We start from the raw sequence: 14,480 nt of genomic DNA on the forward strand, positions 1-14,480 counted from the left end.
CAGGGCCGGTCCGGTTCGTATCCGGAACCGGCATCCGGTTACGCTCATTGCATGTATGCCTGGCCCGCTTCCGAGGTTCCCGCCCTGCCTGGCAGTGGCCGCGACCTCAGGATCCACGACACCGCGACCGGGGGACCGATCGCCCTCACCCCCGGCCCCGTCGCCCGCATCTACGTCTGCGGCATCACGCCGTACGACGCGACCCACATGGGTCATGCGGCGACCTACAACGCGTTCGACCTCGTTCAGCGCGTGTGGCTCGACACCAAGCGCCAGGTCCATTACGTCCAGAACGTCACGGACATCGACGATCCGCTGCTGGAGCGGGCCGTGGCGAACGGCGACGACTGGACGGCCCTCGCCGAGCGCGAGACCGCCCTCTTCCGCGAGGACATGACGGCCCTGCGGATGCTGCCCCCGCGCCACTACATCGGTGCCGTCGAGTCCATACCGGGGATCATGCCGCTCGTGGAGCGGCTGCGGGACGCGGGCGCGGCGTACGAGGTCGAGGGCGACATCTACTTCTCCGTGGAGTCGGACCCCGCCTTCGGCTCGGTCAGCCGCCTCGACGCCGAGGCCATGCGGCTGCTGTCCGCCGAGCGCGGCGGCGACCCGGAGCGCCCGGGCAAGAAGAACCCGCTGGACCCGATGCTGTGGGTGACCGCCCGTGAGGGCGAGCCGAGTTGGGACGGCGGCTCGCTCGGCCCCGGCCGCCCCGGCTGGCACATCGAGTGCGTCGCCATCGCCCTCGACCACCTCGGCATGGGCTTCGACGTCCAGGGCGGCGGCTCCGATCTCGCCTTCCCGCACCACGAGATGGGCGCCTCGCACGCCCAGGTCCTCACCGGCGAGCGGCCGTTCGCGCAGTCGTACGTGCACGCCGGGATGGTCGGGCTGAACGGCGAGAAGATGTCCAAGTCCAAGGGCAACCTGGTCTTCGTCTCCGCGCTGCGGCGCGACGGCGTCGACCCGGCGGCCATCCGGCTCGCCCTGCTGGCCCACCACTACCGCTCCGACTGGGAGTGGACCGACGGCGTCCTGCGGGACGCCGAGGCCCGCCTCGCCCGCTGGCGCGCCGCCGTCTCGCGGCCGGACGGCCCGTCGGCGGACGCGCTGGTGGAGGAGATGCGCGAGGCCCTGGCGAACGACCTCGACTCCCCGACGGCCCTCGCGGCCGTCGACCGCTGGGCGGCCGCGCAGTCCTCGACCGGCGGCGAGGACGAGGGCGCGCCGGGCCTGGTGTCACGCGCGGTGGACGCCCTCCTGGGCGTAGCCCTGTAGGGACGCCCGCCCACCTCGAACCCGAGGCTGTCGCCCCGGCCCCCGCTACCCGGGGGCCGGGGCGACATGGCTGAGGGGGCGCCGCTGGGCGTGGTGCCGGAGGGCTTTCCCCAGCCCCGCCCCTTCCCGAAACCGGAGGCTCCGCCCCCGGACCCCCGCCCCCGCTTGGGGCTGCGTCCCCGGCGCCCCGTTCGGGCCCCCGGGCCAGGGCCGCATGTTGGACCCGTTGTGGGCAATCGTTCCGCGGAGGGGGCACCTCCCAGCGGTAGCTGGGGGAGGAACGGGTGGGCACAACCCGGCCACCGGGCCGCGGTCGGCGGCGAGAGCTCAGGGGGCTGCGGACCGCTCCCGCCGCGCGTACCCGCCGGGCGGACCGCAGGATCGGTCCGCCCGGCGGGTACGCGCAGCGGGCTCAGCCCTGGTCGTCCGGGCGGTCCTCCGCGTCGGTGCTCTCCGCGTCCTCGGCGCCCGCGCCGGACTCGCCGCTCCCGCCAGGGGCCTCGCCGCCCTCGTCGTCCTTCGCGGACGGTTTTCGGGGGCGGGGGTGGGCACTTCCGGGGTCGCGGAGGTACGGGCCGTCGGCCACCCCGCCGGTGCCCGTCTCCGTCGCATGACCCCCCGGCGCCCCCGGCGACCCATCACGCCGCCGCAGATAGCGCTCGAACTCGCGCGCGATCGCCTCGCCCGACGCCTCCGGCAGTTCCGCCGTGTCCCGGGCCTCCTCCAGCGACTGGACGTACTCGGCGACCTCGCTGTCCTCCGAGGCCAGTTGGTCCACGCCGAGCTGCCACGCGCGCGCGTCCTCGGTCAGTTCGCCGAGCGGGATGCGGACGCCGATCAGGTCTTCCAGGCGGTTCAGCAGGGCCAGGGTCGCCTTCGGGTTCGGCGGCTGGGAGACGTAGTGCGGGACGGCCGCCCACAGGCTCACCGCGGGGACCCCGGCGTGGGTGCAGGCCTCCTGGAGGATGCCGACGATGCCGGTCGGCCCCTCGTAGCGGGTCTCCTCCAGGTCGAGGCTGCGGGCCAGGTCCGGGTCGGAGGTGACACCGCTGACCGGCACCGGCCGGGTGTGCGGGGTGTCGCCGAGCAGTGCCCCGAGGACGACGACCATCTCGACGCCCAACTCATGGGCGTAACCGAGGATCTCGTTGCAGAACGACCGCCACCGCATACTCGGCTCGATCCCGCGCACCAGCACCAGGTCGCGGGTCTTCTCGCCGCCCTCCGCGCGGACCACGGAGAGCCGGGTGGTCGGCCAGGTGATCTTTCGGACCCCGTTGTCCAGAGCGACGGTGGGCCGGTTCACCTGGAAGTCGTAGTAGTCCTCGGCGTCGAGAGCGGCGAAGACGTCGCCCTTCCACTCCCGGTCCAGGTGCCCGACCGCGGTGGAGGCGGCATCTCCGGCGTCGTTCCAGCCCTCGAAGGCACAGATCATGACCGGGTCGATCAGCTCGGGAACCCCCTCAAGCTCGATCACCCAGCGCCTCCTTCCGACCGGGGCGGACGGCTTCGTACCGCCTCCGGCTGCAGTTCGTTTACGTGCGCCCCAAGCCTACGGCTTCAAGGGGGCCCCGCCGCAGCCCCCGTACAGCAACCCACAGTGATTCATCCGACCTGTTTCCCGAAAGTTGCGGTACACCTCTGGACGAGACCCCCAAGCCAGCGCTATACATCGGATCACCGCTAAAGGTCCGATGTTCTATCGCGCGTCGTTCAGGGAGCCCCCATTGAGTTTGCGCCCGACCGTCACTGAGTTCGAGGTCCATGACATCCGGTTTCCCACCTCGGAGCAGCTCGACGGCTCGGACGCGATGAATCCGGACCCCGACTACTCCGCTGCGTATGTGGTGCTCCGTACGGACGCCGATGACACCTCCGGAGCCGAAGGACACGGCTTCGTCTTCACCATCGGCCGCGGCAACGACGTGACCGCCGCCGCCATCCGCTCCCTGCGCCCGCAGGTCGTCGGCCGCCCCGCCCCGCTCACCGCGGCCGGGCTGGCCGATCTCTACCGCGACCTCACCCACGACTCGCAGCTGCGCTGGCTCGGCCCCGAGAAGGGCGTCATGCATATGGCGGCCGGTTCGGTGGTCAACGCCGCCTGGGACCTCGCCGCCCGGCACGCGGGCAAGCCGCTGTGGCAGTTCCTGGCCGACATGTCGCCCGAGGAACTGGCCGACCTCGTCGACTACCGCTACCTCAGCGACGCCCTCACCCGCGACGAAGCGCTGCGGATCCTGCGCGCCGCCGAGCCCGGCCGCGCCGAGCGCGCCGCGCGGCTGCGCGAGCGCGGCTATCCCGCCTACACCACCTCGGCGGGCTGGCTCGGCTACTCCGACGACAAAATGATCAAGCTGGCCCAGGAGGCGGTCGCCGACGGCTTCGGCCAGATCAAGCTCAAGGTGGGCGGCGACCTCGACGAGGACCTCAGAAGGATGCGGCTGGCCCGCGAGGCGGTCGGCCCGGACATCCGGATCGCCGTCGACGCCAACCAGCGCTGGGACGTCGCGGAGGCGCTGCGCTGGATGCGCGCCCTGGCGCCGTACGACCCGCACTGGATCGAGGAGCCGACCAGCCCGGACGACGTCCTCGGCCACGCCGCCATCCGCGCCGGACAGCCGGTCAAGGTCGCCACCGGTGAGCATGTCGCCAACCGCGTCATCTTCAAACAGCTCCTCCAGGCCGAAGCCGTCGACTTCGTGCAGATCGACGCCGCGCGCGTCGCCGGGGTCAACGAGAACCTGGCGATCCTGCTGCTCGCCGCCAAGTACGGAGTGCCGGTGTGCCCGCACGCGGGCGGCGTGGGCCTGTGCGAACTGGTGCAGCATCTGGCCATGTTCGACTTCGTGGCCGTTTCGGGCAGCTGGGACGACCGGGTCATCGAGTACGTCGACCACCTCCACGAACACTTCGCCGACCCGGCGGTGGTCGAGGCGGGCCGGTACCGCACACCGCTCGCCCCCGGCTTCTCCGCCCGGATGCTGCCCGAGTCGATCGCCGCCTACCGCTACCCGGACGGGCCCGAATGGCAGGCCCGCAACGCCGCACCACAGCACGCCGCACCCCGGAACGCACGACTGGAGGAGACCTCTTGAGCCCCACCGGCGACTTCGAAGGGCTGGCCGCGCTCGTCACCGGCGGCGCCTCGGGCATCGGCGCCGCCATCGCCGCCACGCTGCGCGACCGCGGTGCGCGGGTCGCCGTACTCGACCGGGACCCGACGGGCGCCCCGGCCGGGACCCTGCCGGTCAAGACCGACGTCACCTCCGACGAGGGCGTACGGGCCGCGGTGGACGCGGTGGTGGCCGAATTCGGCGCCCTGCACACCGTCGTCGGCAACGCGGGCATCGGCGCGATCGGCACCGTCGAGGACAACTCCGACGAGGAGTGGCAGCGGCTGCTGGACGTCAACGTGCTGGGCCTGGTGCGCACCGCGCGCGCCGCGCTGCCGCATCTGCGCGCCGCTGCGGCCGACCGGCCCGGCGCCGTCTCCATCACCCACACCTGCTCGATCGCCGCCACCGCGGGACTGCCGCAGCGCGCCGCGTACAGCGCCAGCAAGGGCGCGGTGCTGTCGCTGACCCTCGCCATGGCCGCCGACCACGTACGCGAGGGCATCCGCGTCAACTGCGTCAACCCCGGCACCGTCGACACCCCGTGGGTCGGGCGGCTGCTCGGCCAGGCCGCCGATCCGGCGGCCGAACGCGCCGCCCTGGAGGCCCGTCAGCCGACCGGGCGGCTGGTGTCCGCCGAGGAGGTCGCCGCGGCCGTCGCGTATCTGGCGAGTCCGGCCGCCGCGGCCGTCACCGGCACCGCGCTGGCCGTCGACGGCGGGATGCAGGGCCTGCGCCTGCGCCCCGCCACCTGAGCACCGCGTCGTACGCACCGCCACCCGAGCACCACGCCGTACGCACCGCCCGCCGCGCACAGGACCGTACCGCCGCACGACGTACCGTCGCGCCCGCACCACGCACCGCACCCGCACCGCCGCACCTCGTAACCGCACGCCCGCACCACGCACGTCGCACAACTCGACTTAGGACGGGACTCGATGACGAGACTCCGCACCACCGGAGCCGCGGCCTGCGCCGTGCTGCTCGCCGTCGCCGGGCTGGCCGGCTGCAACCGTGAGAGCAACGGCGCCAGCGGCGGCAAGGTCGGTATCGACATGCCGCGCACCGACACCGACTTCTGGAACTCCTACCAGCAGTACCTGGAGAAGGGCATCGACAAGGGCACGGTCTCCGCGCTCCCCCTGTCCAACTCGCAGAACGACATCTCCAAGCTCGTCTCCAACGTCCAGGCCTTCACCGACCAGGGCGCCAAGGCGATCGTCATGGCCCCCCAGGACACCGGGGCCGTCTCCTCCACGCTGGAGCAGCTGGAGGAGAAGAAGATCCCCGTCATCAGCGTGGACACCCGCCCCGACGCCGGGAAGATCTACATGGTGGTGCGGGCCGACAACCGGGCGTACGGCACCAAGGCGTGCGAATACCTCGGCCGGCAGCTGGGCGGCAAGGGCCGGGTCGCCGAACTCCAGGGCGACCTCAGCTCCATCAACGGCCGGGACCGCTCGCAGGCGTTCGCCTCGTGCATGAAGAAGAAGTACCCCGGCATCAAGGTGCACGAGCTGCCCACCGACTGGAAGGGCGACGTCGCCTCCGCGAAGCTGCAGAGCCTGCTGGCCCAGCACCGCAAGCTCGACGGCATCTACATGCAGGCCGGCGGCGCGTTCCTGCAGTCCACCCTGGCGCTGCTGGAGCAGAAGAAGCTGCTCAAGCCCGCGGGCTCGGCGGGGCACATCACCATCATCTCCAACGACGGCATACCGGAGGAGCTGGACGCGATCCGCGCCGGAAAGATCGACGCGACCCTCTCCCAGCCCGCCGACCTCTACGCCAAGTGGGCGCTGAACTACGCCAAGGCGGCGCTTGAGGACAAGACGTATCGGCCCGGCCCGACCGATCACGGCTCGGAGATCGTGAAGATCGAGAACGGCCTGGAGGACCAGCTTCCGGCGCCGCTCGTCACCAAGAAGAACGTCGACGACCCGAAGCTGTGGGCCAACCAGCTCGAAAAGAAGTAGCGATGGCAGCGGCAGCAGAGCCCACCGTGGTCCGGGCGGAGGGCATCGTCAAACGCTTCGGACCGACCGTCGCCCTGGACCACGCCCACCTGGCCGTGCGCCCCGGGGAGGCGCACGCCCTCGTCGGACGCAACGGGGCGGGCAAGTCCACGCTGGTGTCCGTCCTCACCGGTATGGAACGCCCAGACGAGGGCGAGGTGACCTTCTCCGGCGAACCCGCCCCCGGCTACGGCGACACCGCGGCCTGGCAGCGCCGGGTCGCCTGCGTCTACCAGAAGTCGATGGTGGTCCCGCATCTGACGGTCGCCGAGAACCTCTACCTCGGCCGCTTCCAGGGCACCGGGCGCATCCGCTGGCGCGCGCTGCGCGAGGACGCGCGGGCGCTGCTGGGGGAGTACGGGGTGGACGTGGACCCCCAGACCCGGGCGAAGGACCTCGGCGTCGAGCAGCGGCAGTTCGTGGAGATCGCCCGCGCGCTGTCCTTCGGCGCCCGGCTGATCGTCCTCGACGAGCCCACCGCGCAGCTCGACGCGGGCGGCATCGACCGGCTCTTCACCAAGCTGCTCGAACTGCGCCGCCAGGGCGTCGCCTTCCTGTTCATCTCGCACCACCTGCAGGAGGTCTACGACCTCTGCGACACCGTCACCGTCTTCCGCGACGCCCGCCATGTGCTGACCGCCCCGGTCGCCGACCTCCCCAAGGAGGACCTGGTCGCGGCGATGACGGGTGACGGCGAGGCCGCCGCCGAGGCCCGGGCCGCCGTCCACGCGCCCGTCACCGTGCGCAAGGCCGACCCCGGGAGCGAGCCGGTGCTGCGCACCGAAGGGCTCACCCTGGAGGACGAGTTCGCGCCGCTGGACCTGGTGGTGCGGCCGGGCGAGGTGCTGGGCCTGGCCGGGGCGACCGCCAGCGGCAACACGGCGATCGGCGAGACTCTGGTGGGCCTGCGGCAACCGGGCGGTGGCCGGGTCTGCGTACGGGGCAGGCCGGTGCGTCCCGGCAGCGTGCCGCACGCCATCGACGCGGGCATCGGCTACGTCCCGGAGGACCGCCACGACCAGGGTCTCGTCCTGGGCCGCAGCGTGGCCGAGAACGCCACGCTGACCGTCACCGACCAGCTCGGGCCGTACGGGACGGTGCTGCCGTCCCGGACCCGCGCGTTCGCCCAGCGCATGATCACCTCGCTCGACATCAAGACCTCGGGCCCTTCGCAGCCCGTCTCGGGCCTGTCCGGCGGCAATCAGCAGAAGGTCGTCATCGCGCGGGCGCTGGCCCGCGAACCGAGCGTGCTGGTCGCCATCCGGCCGACCGCCGGGGTGGACGTGAAGTCCAAGGACGCGCTGCTCGGCGTCGTACGGGATGTCGCGGCGGCCGGGAGCGGCGCGCTGATCGTCTCCGACGAGCTGGACGACCTGCGGGTCTGCGACCGGGTCCTGGCGTTCTTCCACGGGCGGGTCGTCGCCGAGTTCGGCAGCGGCTGGAGCGACCGCCAGCTGGTCGCCGCGATGGAAGGCATCACGGAACCGGGCACGACGGGCACGGACGGCACCACGCACGGCACGGCCGGTGGAACCGAAGACCGCACAGGAGGACCACAGACATGATCGGTACCGCACGGCAGCAGCCCGCCGAGGCGGTGGCGGACGGACCGGCGGGGGCCCGGGGGCGTCCGCGGATCGACATCGCCCGCTGGCGCGATCTGTCCCTGGTCCCGGTGATCTTCGTCCTGGGCGTGATCGGCTTCATCGTCTCGCCCGCCTTCCTCACCGAGGACAACCTGATCGGCGTCGTCCAGCAGTCCACCGAGCTGGGGCTGCTGGTGCTGGGCGAGGCGCTGATCCTGATCAGCGGCCGGATGGACCTCTCCCTGGAGTCCACCATCGCGGTGGCGCCCGTGATCGCCCTGTGGCTGGTGCTGCCGTCCCACGGCGCCCGCTTCGAAGGGCTCGGGCTGCTGCCCGTATGGACCGCGATCCCGCTGTGCCTGGCGGTCGGCGCGCTGATCGGGGCGGCCAACGGCTTCCTGATGCTCAAGCTGCGCGTCAACGGCTTCATCGCGACCCTGGGCATGCTCACCATGCTGCGCGGGCTCCAGGTCGGCATCGCCGAGGGCCAGTCCATCGTCAACGTCCCCGAGTCCTTCCGTTACCTCGGCAAGGCCGACTGGCTGGGCGCGCCCGCCGCCGTATGGCTGTGCCTGGGCCTGTACGCGCTCGGCGGCCTGGCGCTCGGCTATCTGCGGCACGGCCGCTCCCTGTACGCGATCGGCGGCAACCCCGAGGCGGCGCGCGCCGCCGGTATCCGCGTCGACCGCGTCACCTGGATCGTGCTCGCCGTCGGCGGGCTGCTGGCGGCCTTCGCCGGAATCCTCTACACCGGCCACTACGGCTCGGTCGCCGCGACCCAGGGCAACGGCTGGATCTTCCAGGTGTTCGCCGCCGCGGTCATCGGCGGCATCAGCCTCAAGGGCGGCCGCGGCACGCTCTTCGGAGCCCTCACGGGTGTGCTTACGCTGCAATTGGTCGTCAATGTGATGACTCTCGGCGGCGTGCCGCCACTGTGGAACCAGTTCATCAACGGCTCCATCATCATCGTCGCGCTGATCATCTCCCGCTACGCGAGCGGCGAGAAGCAGGACTGAGCCGCGGCACCGAGAACAGGAAACAGAGGCGAGAAGTCATGGCGCAGCTACCGCGCGGACCGCGCGAACTGGGGCGCTCGGGCGTCCACGTACCACCCCTCGGGCTCGGCTGCGCCCCGCTGGCGAATCTGTACGCCGCCGTGCCCGAGGAACGCGCCCTGGCGACCGTCGAGGCCGCCCTGGAACTCGGCTGCACCTACCTCGACACCGCGCCGCACTATGGCGTCGGGCTGTCCGAGGAGCGGCTGGGGCGCGCGCTCGCGGGGCGCGAGCGCGGCTCGTACACGCTCTCCACCAAGGTCGGGCGGCGGCTGCGGGACCGGGCGCCCGGCGAAGCCGTCCAGGCGGACGGCTTCGCGGACACCCCCGACCGCGTCCGCGAGTGGGACTTCACCCGGGACGGCATCCGGGCCTCCCTGGAGTCCTCCCTCGAACGCCTCGGGGTCGACGCCCTCGACATCGTCTACGTCCACGACCCGGAGAACCACATCCGCGAGGTGTACGAGACGGCCTTCCCGGCGCTCGCTGAACTGCGCGACCAGAAGCTCGTCCGGGCCATCGGCTTCGGCATGAACTACAGCGACATCCTCGCCCGCTTCGTCGCCGACCTCGACGTGGACGTCGTGCTGTGCGCCGGGCGCTGGACCCTGCTGGAGCGCACCGCGTACGACGACCTGCTGCCGGTGTGCGAGCGGCGCGGCACGTCGGTCGTGGTCGGCGGCGTCTACAACTCCGGCCTGCTCGCCGACCCCCGCCCCGGCGCGCGCTACAACTACGAGGAGGCGCCCCCCGAGATCGCCGAGCGGGCCCGGCGGCTCGCCGCCGTCTGCGCCGAGTTCGGGGTGCCGCTGCGGGCGGCCGCCCTCCGCTTCCCCTTCGGCCACCCGGCCGTCGCGTCGGCGGTCGTCGGCGCCGCCGGGCCCGACGAAGTGCGGGACAACGCCGAGATGTTCGGCTACGACATCCCCGACGAGCTGTGGCACGCGCTGGTCAGGCGCGGCCTGCTGGACGACGACATCCCGCTGCCGGTCTGAGGAGAGCCTGTGTCGCGCCGAATCGACGCCCACCACCACCTGTGGGACCTGTCCCGCCGACCGCAGCCGTGGATGGACGGCCCCTGGGCCGACCCCATCAACCGCACGTACACCCCGGCGGACCTCATCCCCCACCTCGACGAGCACGGCATCGACGCCACCGTCATCGTCCAGTCCAGCTCCTCGTACGACGAGACCCGCGAACTCCTCGCCCTGGCGGGCGCCTCCGACCGCGTCGCGGGCGTCGTCGGCTGGGCCGACCTCACCGACCCCGGCCTGCCCGACGTGCTCGCCGCCCTGGCGGCTGGCCCCGGCGGGGACCGGCTGGTGGGCCTGCGCCACCAGGTGCAGGACGAGCCGGACCCGGACTGGCTGGCCCGCCCCGACGTACGCCGAGGCCTCACCGCCACGGCCGCCGCGGGCTTCGTCTACGACCTGCTGGTCACCCCGCGCGAACTCCCCGCCGCGATCACCGCGGCGCGGGAGCTGCCGGAGGCGCGCTTCGTCCTCGACCACGCGGCCAAGCCCCCCATCGCGACCGGAGCCCGCGCCCCCTGGACGACTCTCCTGACCGACCTGGCCGCCCTCCCCAACATCGACTGCAAGCTCTCGGGCCTGGTGACCGAGGCCGACTGGGAGTCCTGGAAACCGGACCAGATCCTGCCCTACGCCCGCCACGTCCTGGACACCTTCGGCCCTGCCCGGGTCCTGTTCGGCTCGGACTGGCCCGTATGCGAACTGGCCGCCCCGTACGAGGACGTCGTAACCCTCGCGACCCAGGCCACCGCCCACCTGACCCCCGACGAACGCGCGTCAGTCTTCGGCAACACGGCCGCCCGCGCCTACACCCTGCCCACGCAGCCAGCCCCCTGAGCCCGCCGAGCAGCAGCGGCAACCCCCCTGGCGGTTTCCCCACCCCGCCCCTTCCCGAACCGGGGCTCTGCCCCGTCCCCCGGTCCTCAAGCGCCGGACGGGCTGGGGTGTGGGGGTTGTCCGGCGGTCCCGAGGCCCCACCTCTCCGTCGCTGGCGGTTTTCCCACTCGGTCCGTTCCCGTTTCGGGGCTCTGCCCTGTGCCCCGGTCTTCAAGTGCCGGATGGGCTGGGGTGTGGGGCTCGTCCGGCAAATCCCAGCCCCCGGCCCGGACGTCCCCACGTCCCAGCCCCCGGCGCCTGCGGCCGCCCAGCCACGGCCGGTCGCGTCTCACCACCAGCCTCGGCCGGCAAAATCCAGCCCCTCCGGCGCTTGAGGAGCGGGGGACGGGGCAGAGCCCCGGTTCGGGAAGGGGCGGGGTGGGGAAAGGCCCCGTCAGAGCGTCGACCGCAGCCACTGCTCCACGCTCGCCACATGCACCGTCGCCCAAGACCGCGCCGCCTCCGCGTCACGGTCACGGAGGGCGGACAGGATCGCGCGGTGTTCGTGGAGGGTGCGGCTCACCGCGTCCTCCTGGGTGAGGCCGCGCCAGACGCGGGCGCGCGTCGTGGGCCCGGACAGGCCGTCCAGGAGGGAGCACAGCACCGAGTTGCCCGACGCGGCCACGATCCCCCGGTGGAATTCGAGGTCGCAGGCGACCAGCTCCTCCACCGACGGCGTCTGCCCCAGCGCGTCCAGCTGCGCGCCGAGCGCGTCCAGCTGGGCATCGCTGATCCGGGTGCAGGCCTGCGCCGTGGCCGCGGGCTCCAGGATGCGCCGTACCGCCAGGAACTCCAGGACGGTGTCGTCCCGGTGGAAGTCCACGACGAAGCTCAGCGCCTCCAGCAGCAGCTGGGGATCGAGGCTGGTGACGTACGTACCGTCGCCCTGCCGCACATCGAGGATGCGGATCAGGGACAGCGCGCGCACGGCCTCGCGCAGCGAATTGCGGGACAGGCCCAGATCCGCGGCCAGCTCGCTCTCCTTGGGAAGCCGGTCACCCGGGCGCAGCGCACCCGAGACGATCATGCCCTTGATTTTTTCGATCGCCTCGTCGGTGACCGCCATGATGGACCTCCGGGTCAAACATCCGATGTATGGGTCCATTATGACGCGCGCGGACCGGCGGCGTCTTCGGGGGACGCCGCCGGTCCGTTATCGGTCCTCGCCGCGTGGGCTCAGAAGGTGAAGGGGCCCGGGGACTGGGCGGTGGTGGCGGTGCAGTTCACCGTGATCAGGCCGAAGACCACCAGCTTCAGCGACTTGGCCTCCAGCACGTCACCCGCGGCCACGGTGCCCTTGAGCGGGCCGGTGGTCACGTCGGCGCCGGTCTTGATGGCCGGGTTGGCGTTGCCGGTGAACGTCGTCGTGCCGGAGCCGTTCTTCGACAGCGTCAGGGTCGAACTGACCGCGCCCGCCGGAATGTCGATCGGCGCCTTGACGGCCGCCGAGGACAGAGTGATCGTCGCGGCGGTGCCGCTCTGCGTGGCGGTCAGCGTCGCCAGGCCGGAACCGTACGTTCCACAGTCGGCCGTCAGGGTCGCGGTGGTCGGGGTGACCGCGACCGCGCTCGGCGCCAGCGTGAGCGCGCCGGCGGCCAGTGCTGCTGCTCCCATTGCCGTGCCGATCCCGAGCTTGATGCGTCTCATGGGGGACTGCCTTCCGGGTGGGGGAAGTGAGCGGTGGGCTTGTGGGGGGTACGTCCGCGCTTCCTGACTGTCCGTCACGCGTGGACGGAAAGCTATTGATACGCGTGCCGCCGAAGAAGGCAAGAGTGATTCCGCGAATTTTTAACTGACGAGTAAGTTCGCGCCCCGCGTACAGCCCCCGCGCACACCCCGCACAAAAGGGCGGCCGGGTGAGAAGAAACGTGTCTTCTCACCCGGCCGTCCGCGCATCGACCAAACAGCAGCCCTCAGCCCCGCTTGGCCAGCAGCTCCTCGACCCGCCCCCGGATACCGTCGTCGTCCAGCCCGCGGATCGTCAGCGTCGTACGGCGCCGCAGCACGTCGTCCGCCGTCTGCGCCCACTCGTGGTCCCGGGCGTAGACGACCTGCGCCCAGATCTCCGGCGCGTCCGGGTGGATCCGCTCGGCGAGCGCCGCGTCACCGCTCGCCAGCCGCGCGATGTCGAAGGAGAGCGAACCGTAGTGGGTCGCCAGATGGCGCGCGGTGTCCGCGGCCATGCGCGGGCCCGGCGTACCGCCGTCCACCAGCAGCCGGTGGGCGACCGCGTGCGGATTGGCGAGCCCGGGCAGCGGCATGTGCTTGGGCAGCTGCCCGATCGGCTCCATGTCGTCCGCGAGCGGACGCCCCGGCAGCTGAGCGAGCTTGCTCATCACGGTGCGGCCGATGTGGCGGAAGGTCGTCCACTTGCCGCCGGCTATGGAGAGCATTCCGCCCTTGCCCTCGGTGACGACCGTCTCCCGCTTGGCCTTGGCGGTGTCGCCGGGACCGCCCGGCAGCACCCGCAGCCCCGCGAACGAGTACGTGATCAGGTCGCGGGAGAGCTGCTGGCCGCGGATGGAGAAGGCGGCCTCGTCCAGGATCTGGGTGACGTCCGCGTCGTTGACCGCGACATCGGCCGGGTCGCCCTCGTACGGCTCGTCGGTCGTGCCCAGCAGCAGCATGTCCTCCCAGGGGAGGGCGAAGGTGATGCGGTACTTGTCGATGGGCGTCGCCAGCGCCGCCCGCCACGGGGAGGTCCGCTTGAGGACCAGGTGCGCGCCCTTGGAGAGCCGGATGGACGGAGCCGCGCCCGGGTCCTCCATCCGCCGCAGGTGATCCACCCAGGGGCCGGTGGCGTTGAGCACCAGCCGGGCGTTCACGCCGAACTCGGTGCCGTCCGTGCGGTCCCTCAGCTCCGCCCCGGTGACCCGGCCGTCCGTCTTGCGCAGCCCGGTGACCTCGGCGTGGTTGAGCACGGTGGCGCCCGCGTCGGCCGCCCCCCGGACCGTCATCAGGGCCATGCGGCTGTCGTTCATCTGCCCGTCGCCGTACACGGCGACCGCCCGCAGCCCCTCGGTGCGCAGCTCCGGGACGTCCCGCGCGGCCTTCTCGGCGTTGATCACATGGCCGACGCCGTCGCGGAACGCGGACAGCGCCGAGTACGCGAAGACACCCGCGCCCAGCTTGGCCGCGCCGTGCGGGCCGCCCTTGTAGACCGGCAGGTAGAAGGTGAGCGGGTTGGACAGGTGCGGCGCGACGCTGCGCGAGACGGCGCGCCGCTCGAAGTGGTTCTCGGCGACGAGCTTGACCGCGCCGGTCTGGAGGTAGCGCAGGCCGCCGTGGAGCAGCTTGGAGGAGGCGGAGGAGGTGGCGCCGGCGAAGTCGCCGGCGTCCACCATGGCCACCCGCAGTCCGGACTGCGCGGCGTGCCAGGCAGTGGTGATGCCCAGGATGCCGCCGCCGATCACCAGGAGGTCGTACGAAGCCTTGGACAGCTGTTCCCGGGTTTCGGCGCGGGTCGGGTACGAACCGGCAGCCGGGTGCGTCCCGAGGGAAGGAACGCTCTGCAGGGGGGTCATTG

General features: G+C 72.2%; 12 protein-coding genes. 8 read left to right on the forward strand and 4 right to left on the reverse strand.

What is annotated here, in order from left to right; translation table 11 throughout:
* The first annotated feature begins 51 nt into the window (after nucleotides 1-51).
* Nucleotides 52-1,281: a cysteine--1-D-myo-inosityl 2-amino-2-deoxy-alpha-D-glucopyranoside ligase gene (mshC, locus tag ACWC5C_RS27735; RefSeq protein WP_450879629.1), complete on the forward strand. Its 1,230-nt coding sequence runs from the start codon at nucleotides 52-54 to the stop codon at nucleotides 1,279-1,281.
* Nucleotides 1,282-1,693: 412 nt separating this feature from the next.
* Here mshC and ACWC5C_RS27740 read toward each other — a convergent pair whose 3' ends face one another.
* Entirely contained in the window at nucleotides 1,694-2,758 is a 1,065-nt protein-coding gene (locus ACWC5C_RS27740; RefSeq protein ID WP_450879631.1) for a PAC2 family protein, read from the reverse strand.
* Nucleotides 2,759-3,014: 256 nt separating this feature from the next.
* Here ACWC5C_RS27740 and ACWC5C_RS27745 point away from each other — a divergent pair, with 256 nt between their 5' ends.
* The 7 genes from ACWC5C_RS27745 to ACWC5C_RS27775 all read left to right on the forward strand — a co-directional run bounded on the left by ACWC5C_RS27745 (nucleotide 3,015) and on the right by ACWC5C_RS27775 (nucleotide 10,915).
* Nucleotides 3,015-4,376, forward strand: coding sequence for an enolase C-terminal domain-like protein (locus ACWC5C_RS27745; RefSeq protein WP_450879733.1), 1,362 nt, complete (start codon nucleotides 3,015-3,017; stop codon nucleotides 4,374-4,376).
* Nucleotides 4,373-5,149, forward strand: a complete 777-nt coding sequence (locus ACWC5C_RS27750; RefSeq protein WP_450879633.1) for an SDR family NAD(P)-dependent oxidoreductase — start codon at nucleotides 4,373-4,375, stop codon at nucleotides 5,147-5,149. The genes ACWC5C_RS27745 and ACWC5C_RS27750 overlap by 4 nt, the downstream gene beginning before the upstream one ends.
* A gap of 183 nt (nucleotides 5,150-5,332) precedes the next feature.
* A complete protein-coding gene (locus ACWC5C_RS27755; RefSeq protein WP_450879635.1) occupies nucleotides 5,333-6,367 on the forward strand; it encodes a sugar ABC transporter substrate-binding protein in 1,035 nt (344 codons plus the stop codon).
* Between the two features lie 2 nt (nucleotides 6,368-6,369).
* Entirely contained in the window at nucleotides 6,370-7,971 is a 1,602-nt protein-coding gene (locus ACWC5C_RS27760) for a sugar ABC transporter ATP-binding protein (RefSeq protein WP_450879637.1), read from the forward strand.
* A complete protein-coding gene (locus ACWC5C_RS27765; protein WP_450879639.1) occupies nucleotides 7,968-9,008 on the forward strand; it encodes an ABC transporter permease in 1,041 nt (346 codons plus the stop codon). Before ACWC5C_RS27760 ends, ACWC5C_RS27765 begins: the two co-directional genes overlap by 4 nt.
* Nucleotides 9,009-9,046: 38 nt before the next feature.
* On the forward strand, nucleotides 9,047-10,042 hold the full coding sequence (locus tag ACWC5C_RS27770) for an aldo/keto reductase (RefSeq protein ID WP_450879641.1): 996 nt from the start codon (nucleotides 9,047-9,049) through the stop codon (nucleotides 10,040-10,042).
* Between the two features lie 9 nt (nucleotides 10,043-10,051).
* Entirely contained in the window at nucleotides 10,052-10,915 is an 864-nt protein-coding gene (locus ACWC5C_RS27775; RefSeq protein WP_450879643.1) for an amidohydrolase family protein, read from the forward strand.
* 433 nt (nucleotides 10,916-11,348) lie between these two features.
* Here the strand turns inward: ACWC5C_RS27775 and ACWC5C_RS27780 are convergent, their stop codons facing one another.
* The 3 genes from ACWC5C_RS27780 to ACWC5C_RS27790 form a co-directional block, all read right to left on the reverse strand.
* The gene (locus ACWC5C_RS27780; RefSeq protein WP_385445287.1) at nucleotides 11,349-12,020 is read right to left on the reverse strand and encodes a FadR/GntR family transcriptional regulator; all 672 of its coding nucleotides are present in this window, start codon (nucleotides 12,018-12,020) and stop codon (nucleotides 11,349-11,351) included.
* A 110-nt stretch (nucleotides 12,021-12,130) separates the two neighbouring features.
* On the reverse strand, nucleotides 12,131-12,601 hold the full coding sequence (locus tag ACWC5C_RS27785; protein ID WP_385445288.1) for a hypothetical protein: 471 nt from the start codon (nucleotides 12,599-12,601) through the stop codon (nucleotides 12,131-12,133).
* Nucleotides 12,602-12,867: 266 nt separating this feature from the next.
* The gene (locus ACWC5C_RS27790; protein WP_450879645.1) at nucleotides 12,868-14,478 is read right to left on the reverse strand and encodes an FAD-dependent oxidoreductase; all 1,611 of its coding nucleotides are present in this window, start codon (nucleotides 14,476-14,478) and stop codon (nucleotides 12,868-12,870) included.
* Nucleotides 14,479-14,480: the final 2 nt, after the last annotated feature.

This window comes from Streptomyces sp. NPDC001700, from assembly GCF_053596435.1.